This is a genomic window from Salmonella sp. NW38 (assembly GCF_051807745.1).
In the GTDB taxonomy this organism is placed as follows: domain Bacteria; phylum Pseudomonadota; class Gammaproteobacteria; order Enterobacterales; family Enterobacteriaceae; genus Salmonella; species Salmonella enterica.
This window is the reverse complement of record NZ_JAMMTO010000005.1, coordinates 264,757-288,909: the sequence shown is the minus strand read 5'-3', so window position 1 is coordinate 288,909 and position 24,153 is coordinate 264,757. Positions and strand designations below refer to the sequence as shown.

Annotated in this window: 21 protein-coding genes; 12 read left to right on the top strand and 9 right to left on the bottom strand. The window is 54.7% G+C overall.

All coding sequences use genetic code 11. From position 1 onward, the window contains the following. Positions 1 to 10: 10 nt before the first annotated feature. The 3 genes from degS to zapG form a co-directional block, all read right to left on the bottom strand. Entirely contained in the window at positions 11 to 1,081 is a 1,071-nt protein-coding gene (gene degS, locus NA624_RS11560; RefSeq protein WP_000497705.1) for an outer membrane-stress sensor serine endopeptidase DegS, read from the bottom strand. 92 nt (positions 1,082 to 1,173) lie between these two features. Then, complete coding sequence (degQ, locus tag NA624_RS11555; protein WP_000716689.1) at positions 1,174 to 2,541, bottom strand: serine endoprotease DegQ; 1,368 nt, start codon at positions 2,539 to 2,541, stop codon at positions 1,174 to 1,176. 156 nt (positions 2,542 to 2,697) lie between these two features. Further along, entirely contained in the window at positions 2,698 to 3,096 is a 399-nt protein-coding gene (gene zapG, locus NA624_RS11550) for a Z-ring associated protein ZapG (protein ID WP_001519074.1), read from the bottom strand. Between the two features lie 192 nt (positions 3,097 to 3,288). Here zapG and zapE point away from each other — a divergent pair, with 192 nt between their 5' ends. From zapE to rpsI, 3 genes are all read left to right on the top strand, one after another. Next, complete coding sequence (zapE, locus tag NA624_RS11545) at positions 3,289 to 4,413, top strand: cell division protein ZapE (protein WP_001191235.1); 1,125 nt, start codon at positions 3,289 to 3,291, stop codon at positions 4,411 to 4,413. A gap of 301 nt (positions 4,414 to 4,714) precedes the next feature. Continuing rightward, positions 4,715 to 5,143: a 50S ribosomal protein L13 gene (gene rplM / locus NA624_RS11540; RefSeq protein ID WP_000847559.1), complete on the top strand. Its 429-nt coding sequence runs from the start codon at positions 4,715 to 4,717 to the stop codon at positions 5,141 to 5,143. 15 nt (positions 5,144 to 5,158) lie between these two features. Beyond that, positions 5,159 to 5,551 carry a 30S ribosomal protein S9 gene (gene rpsI, locus NA624_RS11535; RefSeq protein ID WP_000829815.1) on the top strand — a complete coding sequence of 131 codons (393 nt, stop codon included), beginning with the start codon at positions 5,159 to 5,161 and terminating at the stop codon, positions 5,549 to 5,551. A 26-nt stretch (positions 5,552 to 5,577) separates the two neighbouring features. Here rpsI and NA624_RS11530 read toward each other — a convergent pair whose 3' ends face one another. Next, complete coding sequence (locus NA624_RS11530) at positions 5,578 to 5,751, bottom strand: hypothetical protein (RefSeq protein WP_001518027.1); 174 nt, start codon at positions 5,749 to 5,751, stop codon at positions 5,578 to 5,580. A gap of 114 nt (positions 5,752 to 5,865) precedes the next feature. Here NA624_RS11530 and sspA point away from each other — a divergent pair, with 114 nt between their 5' ends. The 8 genes from sspA (at position 5,866) to nanQ (ending at position 12,616) form a co-directional block, all read left to right on the top strand. Further along, complete coding sequence (sspA, locus tag NA624_RS11525; protein WP_000257298.1) at positions 5,866 to 6,504, top strand: stringent starvation protein SspA; 639 nt, start codon at positions 5,866 to 5,868, stop codon at positions 6,502 to 6,504. A 5-nt stretch (positions 6,505 to 6,509) separates the two neighbouring features. Then, a complete protein-coding gene (gene sspB / locus NA624_RS11520; RefSeq protein ID WP_000366112.1) occupies positions 6,510 to 7,010 on the top strand; it encodes a ClpXP protease specificity-enhancing factor in 501 nt (166 codons plus the stop codon). Positions 7,011 to 7,118: 108 nt separating this feature from the next. Beyond that, positions 7,119 to 7,910 carry a transcriptional regulator NanR gene (gene nanR, locus NA624_RS11515; RefSeq protein WP_000382923.1) on the top strand — a complete coding sequence of 264 codons (792 nt, stop codon included), beginning with the start codon at positions 7,119 to 7,121 and terminating at the stop codon, positions 7,908 to 7,910. Positions 7,911 to 8,044: 134 nt separating this feature from the next. Continuing rightward, entirely contained in the window at positions 8,045 to 8,938 is an 894-nt protein-coding gene (gene nanA, locus NA624_RS11510; RefSeq protein WP_001029667.1) for an N-acetylneuraminate lyase, read from the top strand. A gap of 115 nt (positions 8,939 to 9,053) precedes the next feature. Further along, a complete protein-coding gene (nanT, locus tag NA624_RS11505; RefSeq protein WP_000108071.1) occupies positions 9,054 to 10,544 on the top strand; it encodes a sialic acid transporter NanT in 1,491 nt (496 codons plus the stop codon). Between the two features lie 46 nt (positions 10,545 to 10,590). Continuing rightward, positions 10,591 to 11,280: an N-acetylmannosamine-6-phosphate 2-epimerase gene (locus NA624_RS11500; protein ID WP_000054449.1), complete on the top strand. Its 690-nt coding sequence runs from the start codon at positions 10,591 to 10,593 to the stop codon at positions 11,278 to 11,280. Further along, positions 11,277 to 12,152 (top strand): N-acetylmannosamine kinase, encoded by an 876-nt coding sequence (gene nanK / locus NA624_RS11495; protein ID WP_000208972.1) that lies wholly within the window; start codon positions 11,277 to 11,279, stop codon positions 12,150 to 12,152. The genes NA624_RS11500 and nanK overlap by 4 nt, the downstream gene beginning before the upstream one ends. Beyond that, a complete protein-coding gene (nanQ, locus tag NA624_RS11490; protein WP_000979901.1) occupies positions 12,149 to 12,616 on the top strand; it encodes an N-acetylneuraminate anomerase in 468 nt (155 codons plus the stop codon). Before nanK ends, nanQ begins: the two co-directional genes overlap by 4 nt. Before the next feature lie 81 nt (positions 12,617 to 12,697). On the opposite strand, the gene NA624_RS11485 is transcribed toward nanQ, so the two are convergent. The 5 genes from NA624_RS11485 to gltB form a co-directional block, all read right to left on the bottom strand. Further along, entirely contained in the window at positions 12,698 to 13,978 is a 1,281-nt protein-coding gene (locus tag NA624_RS11485; protein WP_001180672.1) for a cytosine deaminase, read from the bottom strand. Next, complete coding sequence (codB, locus tag NA624_RS11480) at positions 13,965 to 15,218, bottom strand: cytosine permease (RefSeq protein WP_001542969.1); 1,254 nt, start codon at positions 15,216 to 15,218, stop codon at positions 13,965 to 13,967. Before codB ends, NA624_RS11485 begins: the two co-directional genes overlap by 14 nt. Positions 15,219 to 15,333: 115 nt before the next feature. Then, a complete protein-coding gene (locus NA624_RS11475) occupies positions 15,334 to 16,437 on the bottom strand; it encodes a PDDEXK nuclease domain-containing protein (RefSeq protein ID WP_000184309.1) in 1,104 nt (367 codons plus the stop codon). Between the two features lie 207 nt (positions 16,438 to 16,644). Next, on the bottom strand, positions 16,645 to 18,063 hold the full coding sequence (gltD, locus tag NA624_RS11470; RefSeq protein ID WP_000081633.1) for a glutamate synthase subunit GltD: 1,419 nt from the start codon (positions 18,061 to 18,063) through the stop codon (positions 16,645 to 16,647). Between the two features lie 9 nt (positions 18,064 to 18,072). After that, positions 18,073 to 22,533 (bottom strand): glutamate synthase large subunit, encoded by a 4,461-nt coding sequence (gene gltB / locus NA624_RS11465; protein ID WP_000965019.1) that lies wholly within the window; start codon positions 22,531 to 22,533, stop codon positions 18,073 to 18,075. Between the two features lie 671 nt (positions 22,534 to 23,204). On the opposite strand from gltB, the gene NA624_RS11460 reads away from it, so the two are divergent. Beyond that, the gene (locus NA624_RS11460; protein ID WP_001176890.1) at positions 23,205 to 24,134 is read left to right on the top strand and encodes a TIGR01212 family radical SAM protein; all 930 of its coding nucleotides are present in this window, start codon (positions 23,205 to 23,207) and stop codon (positions 24,132 to 24,134) included. Positions 24,135 to 24,153 lie beyond the last annotated feature (19 nt).

The following is a 24,153-nucleotide window of genomic DNA, read 5'->3' as shown; positions in this document are numbered from 1 at the left end:
CCGCGTCGTTTTAGTTCGACGCCGGGTATTCCTGCACCGTCACCTGGAACGTGAGCTGCTTATCATCCCGCATTACCACGACCGGAATGACGGAGCCCGGACGGATTTCCGCCACCTGATCCATCGTTTCCAGTGCGGACACAGCGGGTTTATTATTGACCGAAATAATCAAATCATTAACCTGAATACCGGCAAGCGCGGCGGGGCCGTTTGGCGTCACTTCATTAACGACAATGCCCTGAATCGGGTCCATGCCGCTACCCTGCTGCGCGTGCAGCGGTGCGATTTCTCGTCCGCCAATACCGATATAGCCGCGAATCACGCGACCGTCGCGGATAAGCTTATCCATAATTTTCGTGGCTAGCTGGAAGGGAATCGCAAAACCAAGGCCTTCCGGCGTTTCGCCATCGTTACTCTTATCAAAAGAGAGGGTGTTGATCCCCATCAGTTCGCCTAACGAGTTGACCAGCGCGCCGCCGGAATTACCGTGGTTAATCGAGGCGTCGGTCTGGAGAAAATTCTGTCGCCCCGTCGGGTTCAGGCCGATACGACCCGTTGCGCTGATGATCCCCTGGGTGATGGTCTGTCCCAGATTATATGGGTTGCCGATAGCCAGTACGACGTCGCCAATATGCGGTGTACGCTTTGTATTAATCGGGATGGTAGGCAGCCCGCCAGTGGCGTTGATCTTCAGCACCGCCAGATCGGTAAGCGAATCGGAGCCAACCAGTAGCGCTTCAAAGACGCGGCCATCCTGTAGCGCGACGATAATCTGATCGGCATCGTTAATCACGTGCTTGTTGGTAATAATATAACCGCGTTGATCCATGATCACGCCGGAACCCAGCGTGCGGATCTCCAGTTGATTATGCGCGGTACTGTTCATACTGCGGTTATAGACATTGACGACGGCAGGCGCGGCGCGGCGAACCGCAAAATTATAACTGGCTGGCGTCTCATCGGTACTGTCGAATTGCGGGACGGCGATAGGATTAATTTTGCGCAAAGAAGGCATGACGGCCAACAGAATAGCGCCGACAATTAAACCTATTGCGACCGAACGTAAGAGCTTCACAAACATGATGGAGGCGTCGTTAAAAAAGGGAACGGCAGCAGCATACCATGAGTTAACCGGACATCACATCGCAGGCTGATGCCCGGTTTAAGACAGGATTAGCGCAGCAATAGATAAATGTTCTCGTTGCCGCGTACTACCTGAAGAGCAATGATGGACGGTTTTGCCGCCATCACTTTGCGCATTTCGGCGATAGAACTGATACGATCGCGGTTAACGCCGATGATAACATCATCTTTTTGCAAACCGGCCTGCGCGGCAGGACTGCTTTTTTCGACGCTATCAACCTTAACGCCTTTTGTCCCGTCTTTCAGCTGGCCGTCGCTCAACGTCGCGCCTTGCAACGCCGGGGCGATCAGTTCGGCGCTGGCGGAAGAAGAGGTATTGGAATCCAGCGTGACTTCCACCTCCAGCGGCTTACCATCGCGCAGCAGGCCCAGCTTCACTTTCGTGCCCGGTTCGGTGGTGGCGATACGTGAACGCAGTTCGGCAAAGCTATTCAGCGGCTTACCGTTAAGACTGATAATCACGTCTCCGGATTTCACCCCGGCCTTCGCCGAACCTGAATTGGGTAAAACCTCGCTGACAAAAGCGCCACGCTGAACGTTCAGTTTGAATGCCTTGGCGATATCAGCGGTCATTTCAGTGCCTTTAATTCCCAGCAATCCGCGTTTGATTTCGCCGAACTGAATCAACTGCTGCGCCAGCGTCTGCGCCATATTGGAAGGAATAGCAAAGCCAATGCCGATACTCCCGCCCCCTGGCGCGAGGATCGCGGTATTAATCCCGATCAGCTCGCCGTTCAGGTTAAGCAGCGCGCCGCCGGAGTTGCCGCGGTTAATAGAGGCATCGGTTTGAATAAAGTTCTCAAGCCCTTCCAGATTAAGCCCGCTGCGTCCCAGCGCTGAAATAATCCCGGAGGTGGCGGTTTGCCCAAGACCAAACGGATTACCGACCGCTACGGCGAAATCGCCGACGCGGAGTTTGTCGGAATCGGCGATGGCAATTTGCGTTAACTTGCTGGGATTCTGAATTTGTAACAGAGCGATATCGCTCTGGTCGTCGCCGCCGATCAGCTTCGCGTCGAATTCGCGTCCGTCATTCAGTTGAATGCTGATCTTTTGTGCCTGATTAATCACATGATTATTGGTTAATACATAGCCTTTCGCGGCATCGATAATCACCCCCGAACCGAGTCCTTCAAACGGCTGGGACGGCTGGTCTGGCAGATCCTCGCCAAAGAATTTTTTAAACTCCTCCGGCACTTTTTGGCTCTGGGCGGCGGTTCCCTCGACTTTTACGCTGACGACAGCAGGCAGCACTTTCTCCAGCATAGGGGCAAGGCTTGGCAGCGTCGCCTGGCCTGGCACCTGGCCTGGTATCGATGCAAGGGCTGGAAACGGCGCCGAAAGAGTTAACCCGACACTTAACGCTAATGCACTTAACAGCTGGGTGTGTTTTTTCATGGATGCTGCTCTCGTACCTTGGATGAACGGATAGACAATTCAAAACAGATTGATGTTATTGAATTTTCAGCCTGGTAACAATGATAATAGCTGGGACAGGAAAGATAGAGAGAGGGCGCAAGCGATGCGCCCGATAAATTTCTTAACGGCGTGCGATTAATCGCGCTTTGCGCCGCTACGTAACAGGCCAGACGCGCCTTCAGAATAATCACGTGGCATTTGTACTGGCGCCTGATCGTTGCTCGCCTCAGACTCCGCCAGACGGTTACGGAACGGATTCGACTCCGCAGACATTTCCGGCAGCAGGCTGCTGGAGCTTTTCGCCATATGCTGATACAGCTGGCGGTAATCATGCGCCATGGTATCCAGCAGTTCCGCGCTGCGGGCAAAGTGGCTAACCAGCTCTTCACGGTACTCTTCCAGCTCAGCTTTGTTTTTTTCCAGTTCGTACTGCAATGCCTGCTGTTGACGTAACTTACGATTACCAAAACGCATGGCCACGGCACCAATGATGATACCGACGACTAATCCAATTAGCGCATATTCCCAGGTCATGAACATCTCCCGTTGTCTTATGTTTCCGTAGGGTGTTGGCTCCAGGCTCCATGCCCGCGCCTGATTATGCCACTATAACCGCTAATTCCGTAGAAGTGGAATCCCGACAGCATATCGCGTAGTGTAGAACGGCCTTTTTTTCGTCAGCCGTGAACGACGGCACATCGATTTTCAAGGAATAACAATAACATTATGCAAAGCCTTTCCCCTACATCGCGTTATCTCCAGGCACTCAACGAAGGCACCCATCAGCCTGACAACGTACAGAAAGAGGCGGTCGACCGTCTGGAAACCCTTTATCAGGCGCTCACCGCGAAAAAATCGTCGGCTACGCCACCCGGCGGTCTGATAGCGCGACTGGGGAAATTATTAGGCAAAAACGAACCGGACGCGCAAATACCGGTTCGCGGGCTGTATATGTGGGGGGGCGTGGGTCGCGGCAAAACATGGCTCATGGATCTCTTCTATCACAGCCTGCCGGGCGAGCGAAAACTACGTCTGCATTTTCACCGGTTTATGCTGCGCGTGCATGAAGAACTTACCGCGTTACAGGGACAGATCGATCCGTTAGACATTATTGCCGATCGGTTTAAAACCGAGACGGACGTACTGTGTTTCGATGAGTTTTTCGTCACCGATATTACCGACGCCATGCTGCTGGGCGGTTTAATGAAAGCGCTGTTCGCACGCGGCATTACGCTGGTCGCGACCTCCAATATTCCGCCGGATGAACTCTACCGCAACGGTTTGCAACGCGCCCGCTTCCTGCCGGCTATCGATGCCATTAAACAGCACTGCGACATTATGAATGTGGACGCCGGCGTCGATTACCGACTGCGGACGCTGACGCAGGCCCATTTATGGCTAACGCCGCTTAATGATGAAACCCGGCGGCAAATGGATAAACTGTGGCTGGCGTTAGCGGGGCGCGCGCGCGAGCACGCTCCGACGCTGGAAATCAATCATCGCCCTTTATCCACCCTGGGCGTTGAAAACCAAACGCTAGCGGTCTCTTTCGCTACGCTGTGCGTCGAGGCCCGCAGCCAGCATGATTACATTGCGCTCTCAAGGTTATTTCATACGGTTCTGCTGTTTGACGTGCCGGTCATGACGCCGCTGATGGAGAACGAAGCGCGCCGCTTTATTGCTCTGGTGGATGAGTTTTACGAGCGCCACGTTAAGCTGGTGGTCAGCGCCGCCGCGCCGTTATATGAAATTTATCAGGGGGAGCGGCTCAAGTTTGAATTTCAGCGCTGTCTGTCACGCCTGCAAGAGATGCAGAGTGCGGAGTACCTCAAGCGGGAGCATATGCCGTAAGCCGGACAAGCGCAGCGCCCCGGCATTATGCGGTATTATATCTGTGCAACCTCCCCGACCGAGGGTGAACCAGGCCTGAACAAAACCCGCGGCAAATCGCAAAAAGGGGTCGATCTTTGACCTGGACTTCTCTATAATCCTGCGACCCCACGTTACAAGAGAGTTTTTTCCCAAACTTTCTCTGTGCCGGCCAAACATATCCGAGGGGGTAGGTTTACCGGACTTTGTCGTGTGAACCTCAACTATTTAAAACGTTTGGGTGTTCACCAACGTGTAACTTATTTATTTGGGTAAGCTTTTAATGAAAACTTTTACAGCTAAACCAGAAACCGTAAAACGCGACTGGTATGTTGTTGACGCGACCGGTAAAACTCTGGGCCGTCTGGCTACTGAACTGGCTCGTCGCCTGCGCGGTAAGCACAAAGCGGAATACACTCCGCACGTAGATACCGGTGATTACATCATCGTTCTGAACGCTGACAAAGTTGCTGTAACCGGCAACAAGCGTACTGACAAAGTGTACTATCACCACACCGGCCACATCGGTGGTATCAAACAAGCGACCTTTGAAGAGATGATTGCCCGCCGTCCTGAGCGTGTGATTGAAATCGCGGTTAAAGGCATGCTGCCAAAAGGCCCGCTGGGTCGTGCTATGTTCCGTAAACTGAAAGTTTACGCGGGCAACGAGCACAACCACGCGGCACAGCAACCGCAAGTTCTTGACATCTAATCGGGATTATAGGCAATGGCTGAAAATCAATACTACGGCACTGGTCGCCGCAAAAGTTCCGCAGCTCGCGTGTTCATCAAACCGGGCAACGGTAAAATCGTTATCAACCAACGTTCTCTGGAACAGTACTTCGGTCGTGAAACTGCCCGCATGGTAGTTCGTCAGCCGCTGGAACTGGTCGACATGGTTGAGAAACTGGATCTGTACATCACTGTTAAAGGTGGTGGTATCTCTGGTCAGGCTGGTGCGATCCGTCACGGTATCACCCGCGCTCTGATGGAGTACGACGAGTCCCTGCGTGGCGAACTGCGTAAAGCTGGCTTCGTTACTCGTGACGCTCGTCAGGTTGAACGTAAGAAAGTCGGCCTGCGTAAAGCACGTCGTCGTCCGCAGTTCTCCAAACGTTAATGGGGTTCTGCTTCGGCAGACAACTGTTAGCGAAAAAACCCGCTTCGGCGGGTTTTTTTATGGGCAATGCATTTATCTGTCACGATGAAATGCGGATTGTTGTCTCTTTTTCCCCAATTCCAGAATCGACTCACCACAAAGGTCACAAAATCTGGTAAACTATCATCCAATTTTCTGCCCAAATAGCGGGGAATGTTCATTTTTTGTCTCGTTTCTGAGCAATGATGGCTTTTTTCGCCCTGGGTGACATAACATCTGGCTGGTCACATTGTGGCTGGTAGCAGTAAAAATTCTGAATATACCTGGAGGTTTTCATGGCTGTCGCTGCCAACAAACGTTCGGTAATGACGCTGTTTTCTGGTCCTACTGACATCTATAGCCATCAGGTCCGCATTGTGTTGGCTGAAAAGGGTGTTAGTTTTGAGATCGAACATGTGGAAAAGGACAATCCACCTCAGGATCTGATTGACCTCAACCCGAATCAAAGCGTTCCGACACTGGTGGATCGTGAGCTGACCCTGTGGGAATCTCGCATCATTATGGAATATCTGGATGAGCGTTTCCCTCATCCGCCGCTGATGCCGGTTTATCCGGTCGCGCGCGGTGAAAGCCGTCTGTACATGCACCGTATTGAAAAAGACTGGTATACGCTGATGAACGTCATCGTAAACGGGTCTGCTTCCGAGGCCGACTCTGCGCGTAAACAACTGCGTGAAGAGCTGCTGGCGATTGCGCCGGTATTTGGTCAGAAACCGTATTTCCTGAGCGACGAATTCAGCCTGGTTGATTGCTACCTGGCGCCTCTCCTGTGGCGTTTACCGCAGTTGGGTATCGAATTCAGCGGCGCAGGGGCGAAAGAGCTGAAAGGCTATATGACCCGCGTCTTTGAACGTGATTCTTTCCTGGCTTCTTTAACCGAAGCTGAACGTGAAATGCGCCTCGGTCGGGGTTAACCTGTATGGATTTGTCACAGTTGACGCCGCGTCGTCCTTATCTGTTGCGTGCTTTCTACGAGTGGTTGCTGGATAACCAGTTGACTCCGCATCTGGTGGTGGATGTGATGCTGCCTGGCGTGCATGTCCCTATGGAATATGCGCGTGATGGGCAAATCGTCCTCAATATTGCGCCGCGGGCGGTAGGTAATCTGGAGCTGTCTAATGATGAAGTGCGTTTTAATGCGCGCTTCGGCGGCGTTCCCCGTCAGGTTTCTGTGCCTTTGGCTGCGGTGCTGGCGATTTACGCCCGTGAAAACGGCGCAGGCACCATGTTTGAGCCTGAAGCCGCCTATGATGAAGACGTTGTCAGCTTAAATGATGATGACAATACCGCAGGCGCGGAAAGCGAGACCGTGATGTCCGTCATTGATGGCGATAAGCCCGACCACGATGACGACAGTAGTCCTGATGACGAGCCGCCTCCGCCGCGTGGCGGACGTCCGGCGCTACGCGTAGTAAAATAATCAACAGGCCCGGAAGGGCCTGTTTTGTTTGGTCTCCTCGCGGGTTCACCCTGCTTTTGAAGCTGTGTTACGATAAGCTTGCTATTATTTGCCACCGACCACTCATGAATGGACGTTATGAACGCATTTGATTCGCAAGCAGAAGATTCACCGACATCCCTCGGGCGTAGTTTGCGCCGCCGTCCGCTGGCGCGTAAAAAACTGTCTGAAATGGTTGAGGAAGAGCTGGAGCAGATGATCCGCCGTCATGAGTTTGGCGAGGGAGAACAGCTACCGTCTGAACGTGAATTAATGGCCTTCTTCAATGTGGGACGTCCCTCTGTGCGTGAAGCGTTAGCTGCGCTGAAGCGTAAAGGCCTGGTGCAAATCAATAACGGCGAACGCGCCCGCGTCTCGCGCCCCTCTGCTGATACCATCATCAGCGAACTGTCGGGTATGGCGAAAGATTTTCTTACTCATCCTGGCGGCATCGCTCACTTTGAACAGCTACGGCTTTTCTTTGAATCCAGCCTGGTACGCTATGCGGCGGAACATGCCACCGACGAGCAGATCGCGTTGTTAACGAAAGCACTGGAAATTAATAGCCAGTCGCTGGATGACAACGCGCTGTTTATTCGTTCGGATGTCGAGTTTCACCGGGTGCTGGCTGAAATTCCCGGCAATCCGATCTTTATGGCTATTCATGTTGCTCTGCTGGACTGGCTAATCGCCGCTCGCCCAAGCGTTCCCGATCGTGAGCTGCATGAACATAATAACTTGAGTTATCAACAGCATATTGTGATTGTTGATGCCATTCGCCAGCGAGATCCCGATAAAGCGGATCGCGCTCTGCAAACCCACCTCAATAGCGTTTCCGCTACCTGGCACGCGCTCGGTAAAAAAAGTCAAAAAATGCGGTAGCGATCGCACCTCCGATCCCGGTTTAGTGAAGCAGATCGCACTATAAGCGTTCTGTATTATTTGCTGCTTATTTGATCTGGTATAACAGGTATAAAGGTAGGTAGTTAATATATTCATCATCCGTAGAGGTAGGTATGGCAAAAGCATTGCAAGGCGTAATGGCGGCGTTGTTGACCCCATTTGATCATCAGCAGCAACTGGATAGCGAAAGCCTGCGCCGTCTGGTGCGTTTTAACATCGGCCAGGGTATCGACGGGCTGTACGTTGGCGGTTCCACCGGGGAAGCATTCGTACAGAGCCTTGCTGAAAGAGAGCAGGTACTGGAGATTGTCGCCGAAGAGGCGAAGGGAAAAATCACGTTGATCGCCCATGTCGGGACGGTAAGCACCGCAGAAAGCCAGCAGCTTGCCAGCGCCGCAAAGCGTTACGGTTTTGATGCGGTCTCTGCGGTGACGCCTTTTTATTACCCTTTCAGTTTTGAAGAGCACTGTGACCATTATCGGGCAATCATTGATTCCGCAGATGGATTGCCGATGGTGGTATACAACATTCCGGCGTTAAGCGGCGTAAAACTTACCCTCGATCAGATCAATACGCTGGTGACATTACCGGGCGTGAGCGCGCTGAAGCAAACCTCCGGCGATCTCTTCCAGATGGAGCAGATCCGCCGCGCACATCCGGATCTGGTGCTGTACAACGGTTATGACGAAATCTTCGCTTCCGGTCTGCTGGCGGGCGCGGACGGCGGTATCGGCAGCACATACAACATTATGGGCTGGCGTTATCAGGGGATTGTGCAGGCATTACGTGAGGGCGATGTGGCGAAAGCGCAGCGTCTGCAAACCGAGTGCAATAAGGTTATTGATTTACTGATTAAAACCGGCGTATTCCGCGGCCTGAAAACGGTCCTGCATTATATGGACGTGGTATCGGTGCCGCTGTGTCGTAAACCGTTCGCGCCTGTTGATGAAAAATACCTGCCGGCGCTCAAGGCGCTGGCTCAACAACTAATGGAAGAAAAGGCGTAACAGCATAATGCCGGGGGCGCTACGCTTGCCCGGCCTACAACAGTGTGAGCGGTAGGCCGGATAAGGCGGAGCCGCCATTCGGCATAACGACAACAAAAATCGTCGGGAGAGTAAAATGAGTACTTCTACCCAGAACATCCCGTGGTATCGCCATCTCAACCGGGCGCAGTGGCGGGCATTTTCCGCTGCCTGGCTGGGATATCTGCTTGATGGTTTTGATTTTGTGTTGATTGCTCTTGTACTGACTGAGGTACAAAGCGAATTTGGGCTGACGACAGTACAGGCGGCAAGCCTGATTTCTGCGGCTTTTATCTCTCGCTGGTTCGGCGGGTTATTACTGGGCGCGATGGGCGATCGCTATGGGCGTCGTCTGGCGATGGTCAGCAGCATCATCCTGTTTTCAGTGGGAACCCTGGCCTGCGGGTTTGCGCCCGGTTACACCACCATGTTCATCGCCCGACTGGTGATTGGTATGGGCATGGCGGGCGAATATGGTTCCAGCGCGACCTATGTGATTGAAAGCTGGCCAAAACATTTACGCAATAAAGCCAGCGGTTTTCTGATTTCCGGCTTCTCCGTCGGCGCGGTCGTTGCCGCGCAGGTGTACAGCCTGGTGGTGCCTGTCTGGGGCTGGCGCGCGCTGTTTTTCATTGGCATTTTGCCAATTATCTTCGCCCTCTGGCTGCGGAAAAACATTCCAGAAGCGGAAGACTGGAAAGAGAAACACGCGGGTAAAGCGCCGGTACGCACGATGGTTGACATTCTTTATCGGGGCGAACATCGCATCATCAACATTTTAATGACCTTCGCCGCCGCCGCTGCGCTGTGGTTCTGCTTTGCCGGTAACCTACAAAATGCTGCGATTGTGGCGGGGCTGGGACTACTGTGCGCGGTTATCTTTATCAGTTTTATGGTGCAGAGCAGCGGTAAACGCTGGCCCACTGGCGTCATGCTGATGCTGGTGGTACTGTTTGCTTTCCTCTATTCCTGGCCGATTCAGGCGCTATTACCCACTTATCTGAAAACCGAGCTGGCCTACGATCCGCATACGGTGGCGAATGTCCTGTTCTTTAGCGGATTTGGCGCGGCGGTTGGTTGCTGCGTAGGCGGTTTTCTTGGCGACTGGCTGGGAACGCGTAAAGCCTATGTCTGTAGCCTGCTGGCCTCGCAAATCCTCATTATTCCGGTCTTTGCGATTGGCGGCACAAACGTCTGGGTTCTGGGTCTGCTACTGTTTTTCCAACAGATGTTGGGGCAGGGGATTGCCGGGATTCTGCCGAAACTGATCGGCGGTTACTTCGATACCGATCAGCGCGCGGCGGGGCTGGGCTTTACTTATAACGTCGGCGCGCTCGGCGGCGCGCTGGCGCCGATCCTGGGAGCGCTGATCGCTCAACGTCTGGATCTGGGCACTGCGCTGGCATCGCTCTCTTTCAGCCTGACGTTTGTCGTGATCCTGCTTATTGGGCTTGATATGCCGTCTCGCGTACAGCGTTGGCTACGTCCGGAAGCGTTACGCACCCACGATGCTATCGACGACAAACCGTTCAGCGGAGCCGTACCGCTTGGCAGTGGTAAAGGTGCCTTTGTAAAAACGAAAAGTTAATCCGCTTGCCCGGTTTTAAACCGGGCAATATTTGTAAGGGAGTAGTATGTCGTTACTTGAACAACTGGATAAAAATATTGCCGCTTCTGGCGGCCTGATTGTCTCCTGCCAGCCCGTTCCGGGCAGTCCGCTGGATAAGCCGGAGATTGTAGCGGCAATGGCGTTGGCGGCGGAACAGGCGGGCGCGGTTGCGGTGCGTATTGAAGGCATAGACAACCTGCGCGTGGCCCGCTCGCTCGTTTCGGTACCCATTATCGGCATTATCAAACGCGACCTGGATGAGTCTCCAGTGCGCATTACCCCTTTTCTCGACGATGTAGATGCGCTGGCGCAGGCCGGCGCAAATATTATCGCCGTTGATGGAACCGCTCGGCAACGGCCGGTAGCCGTTGAGGCGTTGTTGACGCGCATTCATCACCACCATCTACTGGCGATGGCCGACTGCTCATCCGTGGACGATGGTCTCGCCTGCCAACGGTTGGGCGCGGACATTATCGGCACGACGATGTCCGGCTACACCACCCCCGATACGCCGGAGGAACCCGATCTGCCCTTAGTCAAAGCGTTGCATGACGCCGGATGCCGGGTAATAGCCGAAGGGCGCTATAACTCGCCAGCACTGGCGGCGGAGGCGATCCGTTATGGCGCATGGGCGGTGACGGTGGGGTCCGCCATTACCCGTCTGGAACATATCTGTGGATGGTATAACGACGCATTAAAAAAGGCGGCGTCATGACTACGTTAGCAATCGATATTGGCGGTACTAAACTTGCCGCCGCGCTCATCGACAAAAACTTGCGCATTAGCCAGCGTCGCGAGCTGCCGACCCCCGCAAGCAAAACGCCGGATGCGTTACGTGAAGCATTAAAGGCGCTGGTTGAACCACTACGGGCAGAGGCGCGTCAGGTAGCGATAGCTTCTACCGGGATCATTCAGGAAGGGATGCTGCTGGCGCTAAACCCCCATAATCTGGGCGGCTTGCTACACTTTCCGTTAGTACAAACACTGGAAACGATGGCAGGCCTGCCGACGCTGGCGGTGAACGACGCGCAGGCGGCGGCCTGGGCGGAGTATCACGCGCTCCCTGATGATATTCGCGATATGGTATTTATCACCGTTTCAACCGGCGTTGGCGGCGGCGTTGTCTGCGACGGCAAGCTCCTTACCGGAAAAGGCGGTCTGGCCGGGCACCTGGGACACACCCTGGCGGACCCACACGGGCCCGTATGCGGCTGTGGACGCGTTGGCTGCGTAGAGGCCATCGCCTCCGGACGAGGGATGGCCGCGGCGGCGCGGGACGATCTGGCGGGATGCGACGCCAAAACCCTATTTATTCGCGCTGGCGAAGGTCATCAGCAGGCGCGACATCTGGTAAGCCAATCCGCGCAGGTAATAGCGCGAATGATCGCCGATGTGAAAGCGATTACCGACTGCCAGTGTGTGGTCATTGGCGGCAGCGTAGGGTTAGCTGAGGGTTACCTGGAGCAGGTTCGCGCGTTTTTGATGCAAGAGCCTGCGCCTTATCACGTGGCGCTGAGCGCCGCTCGCTATCGGCATGACGCAGGATTATTAGGCGCTGCTTTGTTAGCTCAAGGAGACACATTATGATGATGGGGGAAGTACAGTCGTTGCCTTCTTGCGGGTTGCATCCGCGACTGCTGGATGCCTTGACTCTCGCGCTGGCGGCAAGGCCGCAGGAGAAAGCGCCGGGGCGCTATGAATTGCAGGGCGACAATATCTTTATGAATGTAATGCAGTTAACGACGCAAATGCCGGCCGAGAAGAAAGCGGAATTGCATGAACAATACATTGATATTCAGCTACTACTAACCGGCGTCGAGCGTATTGCGTTTGGGATGTCCGGTGCCGCTCGCCAGTGCGAGGAGATGCACGTTGAAGAGGATTACCAGCTTTGTAGTCAAATTGTCGACGAGCAGACTATTACGCTGCAAGCGGGGATGTTTGCTGTGTTTATGCCGGGAGAACCGCATAAACCGGGATGTGCAGTGGGTGAGCCGGATGACATCAAGAAAGTGGTAGTGAAAGTACGCGCCAGTCTGCTGGCGGCCTGAATCTCTTGCCGGAGCAGTCTTCCGAACGCAGCCCCTTACGGGCTGCGTGGTGAATGTGCCGGAGAGCGCGGGTATGACGGGTTAACGCTTAAACGTCACGGCTTCCGGCTGGGGCAGGTGCAGCGTCGTCTGGCTCGGCACCGTCTCGGCAATTACCCGCCCGTGGCGAATCGAGTAACGGGCAGGCGTCTGGCGACGTACCGCATCGAATCCATTCTCAGCGGGTAAGATAACCAGATTCGCGGCATTGCCGACGCTCAGACTGTAGTCCTGTAAATGCAGGGTTTTTGCGCTGTGGGTAGTGATCAGATTTAACCCATCGTTGATTTGCCCATACCCCATCAACTGGCAAACGTGTAACCCCATATGCAGCACCTGCAGCATATTTGCCGTGCCTAATGGATACCACGGATCGAAGACGTCATCATGGCCAAAGCAGACGTTGATCCCCGCTTCCAGCATCTCTTTCACTCGCGTGACGCCACGACGTTTCGGGTAAGTGTCAAACCGCCCTTGCAGATGAATATTCACCAGCGGGTTGGCGACGAAGTTAATCCCCGACATTTTCAACAGGCGGAACAGGCGTGACGCATACGCGCCGTTGTACGAGTGCATAGCCGTGGTGTGGCTGGCGGTCACGCGCGACCCCATGCCATCACGATGCGCCAGCGCCGCGACCGTTTCGACAAAGCGAGACTGCTCGTCATCAATTTCGTCGCAGTGCACATCGATCAAGCGATCGTATTTCTGCGCCAGGGCGAAGGTTTTGTGCAGCGATTCAACGCCATATTCCCGAGTGAACTCAAAGTGCGGAATGGCGCCAATAACGTCAGCGCCCAAACGCACGGCTTCCTCTAACAGCGCTTCACCGTTGGGATAAGACAGAATACCTTCTTGCGGAAAGGCGACAATTTGCAGGTCTACCCACGGCGCAACCTCTTGCTTCACTTCCAGCATGGCTTTCAGCGCGGTGAGCGTAGGATCTGAAACGTCAACGTGAGTACGAACGTACTGGATGCCGTTAGCCATCTGCCATTTCAGGGTCTGCATCGCGCGCGCTTTCACATCTTCATGCGTGAGCATTGCTTTACGTTCTGCCCAGCGCTCAATCCCTTCAAACAGTGTGCCGGACTGGTTCCAGCTCGGTTCACCCGCCGTTTGCGTGGTATCCAGGTGGATATGTGGCTCAACAAACGGTGGAATAGCCAGACCGCCTTCGGCATCAAGCACTTCGCCCTGCGGTAACGATGCGGCTTCCTGAGGATCAATCCGGCTAAAGCGCCCGTTTTCAATCGTAATCTGCCATAATCCTTCGTGTCCCTGCAGACGCGCCTGACGAATGGTGATGTTATTGTTCTGCATGGCTGACCTCTGGTGATTTAGCAAGGCTGCGGTTGAAAAGTGGATTCAGCAGGATATAGCTGAAGACGCCGCCGAGTACGGCGTTGACGGGCACAATACCAGGAACATAATGTCCGGCGGCGATGCCCAGCGCGACGGAAAGAATAGCAATCCAGTTAACGGGAATAAAGCGCACGGTGTTGAAGTCGGCATAGCGGCGGCGGTTCAACAGATAGTCGGCAATAATCACTCCGCCAATCGGTGGGATGGCAGATGACAGGAACGTCAGCCAGCCGACAAAATTATTGTAAAGCCACAGCGCGCACACGGTACCGATAATCCCGTTCACCACCGACAGCGTGCGGCTGGAAAGACCGGTAATATTGGCGAAGCCCAGACCCGATGCGTACAGCGCGTTATCGTTGGTGGTCCAGATATTCAGGCCAAGCACCACAATCGCGGGCAGCAGCAGCCCCTGCGCTATCATCACGTCAGAGATATCCGCCTGACCGACGGCGGCAGCGCCTGCCGCGCCAAAGATAAACATCAGCGAGTTGCCGAGGAAAAAAGCGACCATCGCAATCAGTACGGCGCTTTTGGCATGACGCCCGAAGCGGACGAAGTCGGCGGTTAATGTACCGGCGCTGACAAACGAGCCCACCACCAGCGCCAGCGCGCTGGAAAAATCCAGCGGCGTCTGCGGCACTATCGTTTTTAAATGCTCCAGCCCACCCACGCCGCTGACCGCCAGCCAGACGGAGTAGCTGCCCAGAATCACGATCGCGGGTACGGCAATGATAGACAAAATGGTCAACGCCGAGATGCCGAAAAAAATGGTCAGGGTCATCAGCAGACCCGAAACGGCAATCAGAATATTGGCATCAATGCCCGTCGCTTTACTGACCGGAATAGCGAACATCGCTACGCCAACGCCAAACCAGCCTACCTGTGTGCCGCCAAGCAGCAAGGAGGGAAGCCATGAGCCTTTAACGCCAAAGGAGTAACGTGCAAGGAGGTGGGTGGAGAGTCCGGTTTTTGCGCCGATGTAACCAAGAAATGCAGTGTAGATACCGAGGAGGAGATTACCGAAGAGAACTGCGAGGAAGAAATCGTGATAGGTAAGACCGGTGCCGAGTGTCCCTCCGGTCCACATACTGGCGGAAAAAAACGTTAAACCCAACATGACAAACGTCAGTGGAATCACGCCCTTCCGCGCCGCCAGAGGGACGGGGCCCTGGCTATAATTGTTGTCCTGCGACACAACGCCTCCATGAATTTTGCCCAAAAAATCCGCCGCATAATATACAGTTCTCAGAATAAAGCAAACGTTTTCGTGTGATATTTTTTTGATAATCATTCATGTCATTAATGATTCGCTAGTTTTTCTCCGTTGTCAGTGAACCACCGCGTGTGAGTTGAGTTTCCAGCATGGTTTGCGAACGAATAAGTTCGTCTGTGAGTAATTTTTCGTCGGGCAACTGCACTTTGTACTCGCTCGCCATGATGGTGTTTGGCAGGCCAGTCAGCGCGTAATGCGCTTCCCCCGCGCCTTTCCCTGCGCACAAAACCAGGCCGACTGGCGGGTTTTCTCCGGGCATTGTCCAGTGCTCTTTGGCATAGTTCAGGTACATATTCATCTGCCCGGCATCCGCATAACCGAATTTGCCTACCTTCAGGTCAACGAGCAACAGGCAGCGCAAGCGACGATGGAAGAACAGCAGGTCGACGCGGAACCAGCTATCGTCTATGCGTAGTCGGCGTTGGCGGCCAACAAAAGCAAAATCGTCACCAAGCTCCAGCATAAAGTCCATCAGGTGGCTGAGCAGCGCGTCTTCGAGATCTGATTCGGAATACTCGTCCTTCAGGTTAAGAAATTCCAGAATGAACGGGTCGCGTATGGCTTGCTCCGGCAAAACGTTTGGCTCGGCGGGTGCAGGCTGCTGCAACATGGCGGATTTGTCGTGGGACAGTAGCGTTCGTTCGTAAAATTGAGTGGCGATTTGCCTGTCGAGCTGCCTAACTGACCAGCCGTTACGTAGCGTCTCTTTCTCGTAAAAAGTGCGGGCATCGTTATCTTTCACCGACAGCAGACGCACATAAGCTGACCAGGGAAGAGGGAATGTTTTGGCGAGCGGTATGAGATTTGAAGATTCCGCAGACAGTGTCTGCAGAATTTCAATGTGTTGAAAACAAAGATAAAATGTACGAATTTGCCATAGGTTTCTGGTGGAAAAACCGCGCTTATAGCGCTGACTTAAATCTACCGATAATCGTTCGATGAGCTGAGTGCCATAGACCGCTCGCGCTTCTCCTCCCTGTTCAAATTCGACAATGCGTCGGCCAATTTCCCAGTAGGTTGCTGTCATAATGGCATTGATGCTGCGCACGGTCTCGGTACGTGCCGTATCGACCAGACGAATAATGCCGTCATGGATTTGCTGATATTCATCAGACTGTGGCGCTAAAGTTGGATTCGTCATGTCATCCCTTACGTGATAGTTTCATTATGAAATTAGAACGCTATCAATACGCTTCAGGCGTAAACGGATCAATCCATGAACGGATTTTACATGGCATTACATCTCGATTTACGAGCGGGTTTCCAGAATCGGCAGGAGAGATATTGAGGAGAGGAATATCGGCTCCCCAGCCATCAGCACAAGGCATCAACCGGGGAGCCGGAAGGGTTACACTTCGAGGTAGTTCATAATCCCGTCAGCCGCCTTACGGCCTTCGGCAATCGCCGTCACCACCAGATCGGAACCGCGCACGATGTCGCCACCGGCGAAGATTTTCGGGTTGCTGGTCTGGAAAGCATTATCGCTGCGTTCCGGCGCGATAATTCGTCCCTGCGAGTCCAGTTCCACGCTGTGTTTCGCCAGCCATTCCATGCTGTGTGGACGAAAACCAAACGCCATCACCACCGCATCAGCCGGAACCACATGCTCGGAACCGGCGACGATCTCCGCCCGCCGACGGCCTTTGGCATCCGGTTCGCCCATTTCAGTGCGCACCATTTTTACGCCGCTCACTTTGCCGTTGGCATTGACTTCAATGCCCAGCGGTTGAACGTTAAACTGAAATTCGACACCTTCCTCGCGCGCGTTCTTCACTTCGCGTCTGGAGCCCGGCATGTTCTCTTCATCACGACGATAAGCACAGGTTACGTGCGTTGCGCCCTGACGAATGGAGGTACGTACGCAGTCCATTGCGGTATCGCCGCCGCCCAGCACCACCACGCGTTTGCCTTCCATGCTGACATATGGTTCGTCGCTGGTTTCGCCAAACCCCATGATCTGCTTCGTATTGGCGATCAGGAACGGCAGAGCGTCGAATACGCCGTCCGCATTTTCATTTTCCAGCCCGCCGCGCATCGACTGATAGGTGCCGACGCCAAGGAATACCGCGTCGTACTCTTTCAACAGCTCGTCAAGTTCGACGTCGCGGCCCACTTCGGTATTAAGTTTGAACTCAATACCCATGCCGGTGAAGATCTCGCGACGGCGGGTCATCACCTCTTTTTCCAGTTTGAAAGCTGGAATACCGAAGGTCAGCAGGCCGCCGATTTCCGGATGGCGATCAAAGACCACCGCCTTCACGCCGTTGCGGGTCAGCACGTCGGCGCACGCCAGCCCTGCCGGACCTGCGCCGATAATCGCTACCCGTTTGTCCGTCTGGCGCACGCCGGTCATATCCGGGCGCCAGCCCATTTCGAACGCTTTATCGTTGATATAACGTTCGATGTTGCCGATGGTTACTGCGCCGAACTCGTCGTGCAGCGTACAGGAGCCTTCGCACAGGCGGTCCTGCGGGCAGACGCGGCCACACACTTCCGGCAGGGTGTTAGTCTGGTGCGATAGCTCAGCCGCCTCAAAAATACGCCCTTCGTTAGCCAGTTTCAGCCAGTTCGGGATGTAGTTATGTACCGGACATTTCCACTCGCAGTAGGGGTTACCGCAGGACAAACAGCGATCCGCCTGGGCCTTCGCCTGACCTTCAGAAAACGGTTCGTAGATTTCAACAAATTCGATCTTACGGATCTTCAGCGGTTTCTTCGGCGGATCAACGCGCTGCAGGTCGATAAATTGATAAACATTCTGGCTCATTTCAATTCCTTACTGCGCCTGCACGCGCAATTCTGCCGCACTACGACTACGGTGGCCCAACAGGGCTTTGACATCGCTGGACTTGGGCTTCACTAACGCGAATTGGGTTGAGAAGCTTGACCACCTGGACAGGATCTCTTCGCCGCGTTGCGAACCAGTATGCTGCACGTGCTCGGTGATCAGGCCGCGCAGATGCTCTTCGTGGATAGCCAGCGAATCAACGTCCAGTACTTCTACCAGTTCCGGGTTCACGCGTTTACGGAATTCGCCATCTTCGTCCAGCACATAGGCGAAGCCGCCGGTCATCCCCGCGCCGAAGTTAACGCCGGTTTTACCCAGCACGCAGACGATGCCGCCGGTCATGTATTCACAGCCGTTGTCGCCGATGCCCTCTACTACGGTAATCGCCCCGGAGTTACGCACGCCGAAACGTTCGCCCGCGCGGCCCGCTGCGTACAGACGGCCACCGGTCGCTCCATACAGGCAGGTGTTGCCGATAATGCTGGCCTTATGACTGAGGAAGGCGGAACCTACCGGTGGTCTGATGGCGATCAAACCGCCTGCCATACCTTTACCGACATAGTCGTTGGCATCGCCAGTCAGATATAACTCCACGCCGCCCGCGTTCCACACGCCAAAGCTCTGGCCTGCGGTACCGCTGAAGTGCGCTTTAATCGGATCGGAAGCCAGCCCCTGATCGCCGTGGGTCTGTGCGATGTAGCCGGAAAGCGACGCGCCGACGGAACGATCGGTGTTGCGGATGTCGAACCAGAAGGTTTTGCTCTGGCGCGCATCGATAAACGGTTTCGCCTGCTGCAACAGTTGCGCATTCAGCACGCCGTTATCAAACGGCGGGTTATTCTCGGTGCAGTACAGCGCTTTACCCGGATGAGGTTCAGCGGTTTCCAGTAGACGAGACAGCGCCAGCTTCTGCTGTTTCGCCGTAAAGCCCTCCAGCTCTTTCAGCAGGTCGGTGCGGCCAATCAAATCCACCAGGCGGGTCACGCCAAGCGAAGCCATCAGCTCGCGCACTTCTCGGGCGATAAATTCAAAGTAGTTGGTTACTTTGAACGGCAGGCCGTGATAGTGGTTCTTACGCAGTTTTTCATCCTGCGTCGCCACGCCGGTTGCGCAGTTGTTCAGATGGCAAATGCGCAGGTATTTACAGCCCAGCGCCACCATCGGGCCGGTGCCGAAGCCGAAACTTTCCGCACCGAGAATCGCCGCTTTAATGATATCGACGCCGGTTTTCAGACCGCCGTCCACCTGCAGACGAATCTTGTGACGCAGGCCGTTGGCGACCAGCGCCTGCTGGGTTTCGACCAGACCCAGTTCCCACGGACAGCCAGCATATTTCACCGAAGACAGCGGGCTTGCGCCGGTACCGCCGTCGTAGCCAGCGATGGTGATGAGGTCTGCATAGGCTTTTGCCACGCCGGTCGCGATGGTGCCAACGCCTGGTTCGGACACCAGCTTCACGGAGATCATCGCCTTCGGGTTGACCTGCTTGAGGTCGAAAATGAGCTGCGCTAAGTCCTCAATAGAGTAGATATCGTGGTGCGGCGGCGGGGAGATCAGCGTCACGCCCGGCACTGAATAACGCAGTTTAGCAATGTACGGGGTAACTTTATCCCCCGGCAACTGACCGCCTTCGCCCGGTTTCGCGCCCTGAGCGACTTTAATCTGAATCACATCGGCATTGACCAGGTACGCTGGCGTCACGCCAAAGCGACCAGAGGCCACCTGTTTGATACGCGACACTTTATTGGTGCCGTAGCGCGCCGGGTCTTCACCGCCTTCGCCGGAGTTGGAGTTGCCGCCGAGGCTGTTCATCGCTTCCGCCAGCGCTTCGTGCGCTTCCGGACTTAATGCGCCGATAGACATGGCTGCGGTATCAAAGCGTTTAAACAGCTCACTGGCGGGCTCAACCTCGTCGATAGTCACCGCCTCGCCGTCTGGATGTATCGCCAGCAGATCGCGCAGCGTTGCCGCCGGACGCTCATTGACCAGTTTGGCGTATTCCTGATAATCGCTGTATTCGCCGCTCTGTACCGCCTGTTGCAGGGTACGCACGACATCCGGGTTATAGGCGTGATATTCGCCGCCGTGGACGTACTTCAGCAGGCCGCCCGGGCTAATGGGTTTGCGCGCCAGCCAGGCGCGTTTGGAGAGATTCAGCAGATCCTGCTGGAAGTCATCAAAGCTCGCGCCGCCGATACGGCTGACCACGCCCTGGAAGCACAGGTTTACCACATCATCGTGCAGCCCGACCGCTTCAAACAGTTTGGAGCAGCGGTAAGAGGCAATGGTCGAAATGCCCATTTTGGACATAATCTTGTACAGCCCCTTGTTGATGCCGTTACGGTAGTTCTGCATCACGGTACGGTAGTTTTTGGCGATGGCCTGGGTATCAATCAGACGCCCCAGCGTTTCGTAGGCCAGGTACGGATAGATGGCCGTTGCGCCAAAGCCGAGCAGTACCGCAAAGTGATGCGGATCGCGGGCGCTTCCGGTTTCTACGATGATGTTGGCGTCGCAGCGCAGGCTTTGTTCTACCAGACGCGTTTGCACCGCGCCCACCGCCATCGGCGCGGGTACCGGCAGGCGATTCTTACCGATATTGCGATCCGAGAGGACCAGCAGCACGGTACCGTTACGCACCATCTGTTCCGCTTTATCGCACAGCGCCTTAACCGTCGCGTCCAGTGTGGTTTCGGTGACATCAAAGGTAATGTCAAGCCAGTCGGCGCGGTAGTGATGCTCGCTCATGGTGGTGAGCTGTTTGAAATCGGAGTACAGCAGAATTGGCGATTTAAAACTCAGGCGATGGGCCTGACCTTCCGCTTCGCAGAAGACGTTCATTTCGCGACCGATGCTGGTGGCGAGCGACATGACGTGCGCTTCACGCAGCGGGTCGATAGGCGGGTTAGTGACCTGCGCGAACTGCTGGCGGAAGTAGTCGTAAATAATACGCGGCTGGCTGGAGAGCACGGCAAAGGGGGTATCGTCGCCCATTGAACCGACGGCTTCCTGGCCGTTTTCGCCCAACACGCGGATAACCGAGTCCAGCTCTTCGGCGCTGTAGTTAAACTGTTTCTGATAGCTGGCAAGCGTGTCATCGTCCAGTTCGCGGCTACCCACTTCTTCATCAGGCAGATCTTCAAACGGCACCAGGCGGCGGACGTTTTTCTCCATCCACTCTTTATATGGATGGCGGCTTTTCAGATCGTCATCGGTTTCCGCGGAATGCAGAATACGTCCGCCGCGGGTGTCGATCACCATCAGCTCGCCTGGACCGACGCGGCCTTTCTCGACCACTTCATCCGGCTGATAATCCCAGATGCCGACTTCAGAGGCGCAGGTGATCAGCTTGTCTTTGGTGATGACGTAGCGTGCAGGGCGCAGGCCGTTACGGTCAAGGTTACAGGCGGCGAAGCGCCCGTCGGACATCACGATGCCTGCCGGACCGTCCCACGGCTCCATATGCATGGAGTTAAAGTCAAAGAAGGCGCGCAGATCCTGGTCCATATCGGGGTTGTTCTGCCAGGCGGGCGGCACCAACAGGCGCATGGCGCGGATAATGTCCATCCCGCCTGCCAGCAGCAGTTCCAGCATGTTGTCCAGCGAGCTGGAATCCGAACCGGTTTCGTTAACAAACGGCGCAGCGGACTGTAAATCCGGGATCAGCGGCGTCTGGAATTTATAGGTACGGGCGCGCGCCCACTGGCGGTTGCCAGTGATAGTGTTAATCTCGCCGTTATGCGCCAGGTAGCGGAACGGCTGAGCCAGCGGCCAACGCGGCACGGTGTTAGTGGAAAAGCGCTGGTGGAACAGACAGATGGCCGATTCCAGACGCAGATCCGCAAGATCCAGGTAGAAGCGCGGCAGATCCGCCGGCATACACAGACCTTTATAAATGTTGACCAGGTTCGACAGGCTGCATACGTAGAAATCTTTGTCGTCCTGCAGGCGTTTTTCAATGCGTCGGCGGGCGATAAACAGACGGCGCTCCATATCGCGCGGACGCCAGCCCGCCGGAGCGTTGACAAAAATCTGCTCAATACGCGGCAGGGAGGAGAGGGCGATTTCACCGAGCACGCCTTCATTGGTTGGCACATCGCGCCAGCCGACAATCGACAGGGTTTCCTGTTGTAATTCTTCTTCGACAATATGGCGTGACGCGGCGGCCAGTTCAGGATCTTTATTCAAAAAGATCATCCCGACGGCGTAGTTTTTGGCTAAGCGCCAGCCGCGCTCTTCGGCCACGATGCGAAAGAAACGGTCAGGTTTTTGTAACAGCAAGCCGCAACCGTCGCCGGTTTTACCGTCGGCAAGGATCGCGCCACGGTGCTGCATCCGGGCCAGCGCGTGTATGGCGGTACGCACTACCTTGTGGCTAGGTTCGCCTTCTATGTGGGCGATCAGGCCGAAACCACAGTTATCCTTCTCAAGGGATTTATCGTACAACATATCAGTGAACCTCCCCAGGCTCTACGGGACGCTCTCCCAACCGACGGCGCGCGGGCACAGCAAGAGCATGGCGACGGGGCTGGCGCATCATACGCTTACCTCGCATTCGCCCTCTTTGTGTCCTTTGCGCATTGGTAAATACGGTTAAGAGGGAATCTCAATTACTGCATAAATATGATGAGCAGACGGCTCATCCAGAAAGCTTCCAGCGGATCCCCAACTTATCGGGAATCCACACCCAGGTCAAATGGCAAACTGATTTATGCAAAAGTGTGCTGTAGCACAGATAACTTTTTGAATCTATTGAAATTAAAAGGTTTTTTATAGAGTGGCTGCTAATACGGAGCGGCAGAAAGCCTGTGATCTGTCTCACTATAAGAGCCGCTCGCCAGACGTTATCTGACCTTGCTTTTTCAAAAATCTTGGCATTTTATGCTGTTTTAAGCGTGAGCAGTATTGAATGCTACTGTTTTTATCGATGACCCAGCAAACGCTGAAAAAAGAGGGGAATATCAGGAAAAATCATCAGCGGGATTATGAATGAAATATCGTTTATTTTGCTTGATTATGCAATGGATAAAAGCCTTCCGGGACGATTGATCCAGGTCATCGCCAAAGGAGACTAAAAATGGCAGGCTTTGGCCTCTTTTTAAGAGGCGGTCTATCAGATTATGCAGTTACAGAAATTAGTCAATATGTTTGGTGGGGATCTTTTACGTCGGTATGGGCAAAAGGTTCATAAGCTGACGCTTCATGGCGGTTTTAGCTGCCCTAATCGCGACGGTACCATCGGGCGTGGCGGTTGCACCTTCTGTAATGTCGCCTCTTTTGCCGATGAGGCGCAGCAGCATCATTCGATTGCCGAGCAGCTTGCGCATCAGGCGCATCTGGTGAACCGCGCTAAACGCTATCTGGCCTATTTCCAGGCCTACACCAGCACCTTTGCGGAAGTGCAGGTGCTGCGTTCCATGTATCAACAGGCGGTCAGCCAGGCCAGTATCGTCGGGTTATGTGTCGGTACGCGTCCGGATTGCGTCCCGCAGGGAGTAGTAGATTTACTGTGTGAATATAAAGATCAAGGCTACGAGGTGTGGCTGGAACTGGGATTGCAAACCGCGCACGATAAAACCCTGCGCCGAATTAACCGCGGGCATGACTTCGCCTGCTATCAGCGTACCACCCGGATTGCCCGGGAGCGCGGGCTGAAAGTGTGCGCGCATCTGATTGTGGGGCTGCCGGGAGAAGGGCAGGCAGAATGCCTGCAAACCATGGAGCGTGTGGTGGAGACGGGCGTAGACGGTATTAAACTGCATCCGCTACATATTGTGAAAGGCAGTACGATGGCCAAAGCCTGGGAAGCGGGGCGGCTGAACGGCATCGAACTGGACGACTACACGCTAACGGCAGGTGAGATGATTCGTCATACGCCGCCGGAGATAATTTATCACCGGATTTCAGCCAGCGCTCGCCGTCCGACGCTGCTTGCCCCGTTGTGGTGTGAGAATCGCTGGACGGGGATGGTTGAGCTGGACAAATACCTGAATGAGCATGGCGTACAGGGCTCTGCGCTGGCCCGCCCCTGGATACCACCTGTAGCGTAGCGTGATGAGGGGCGCTACG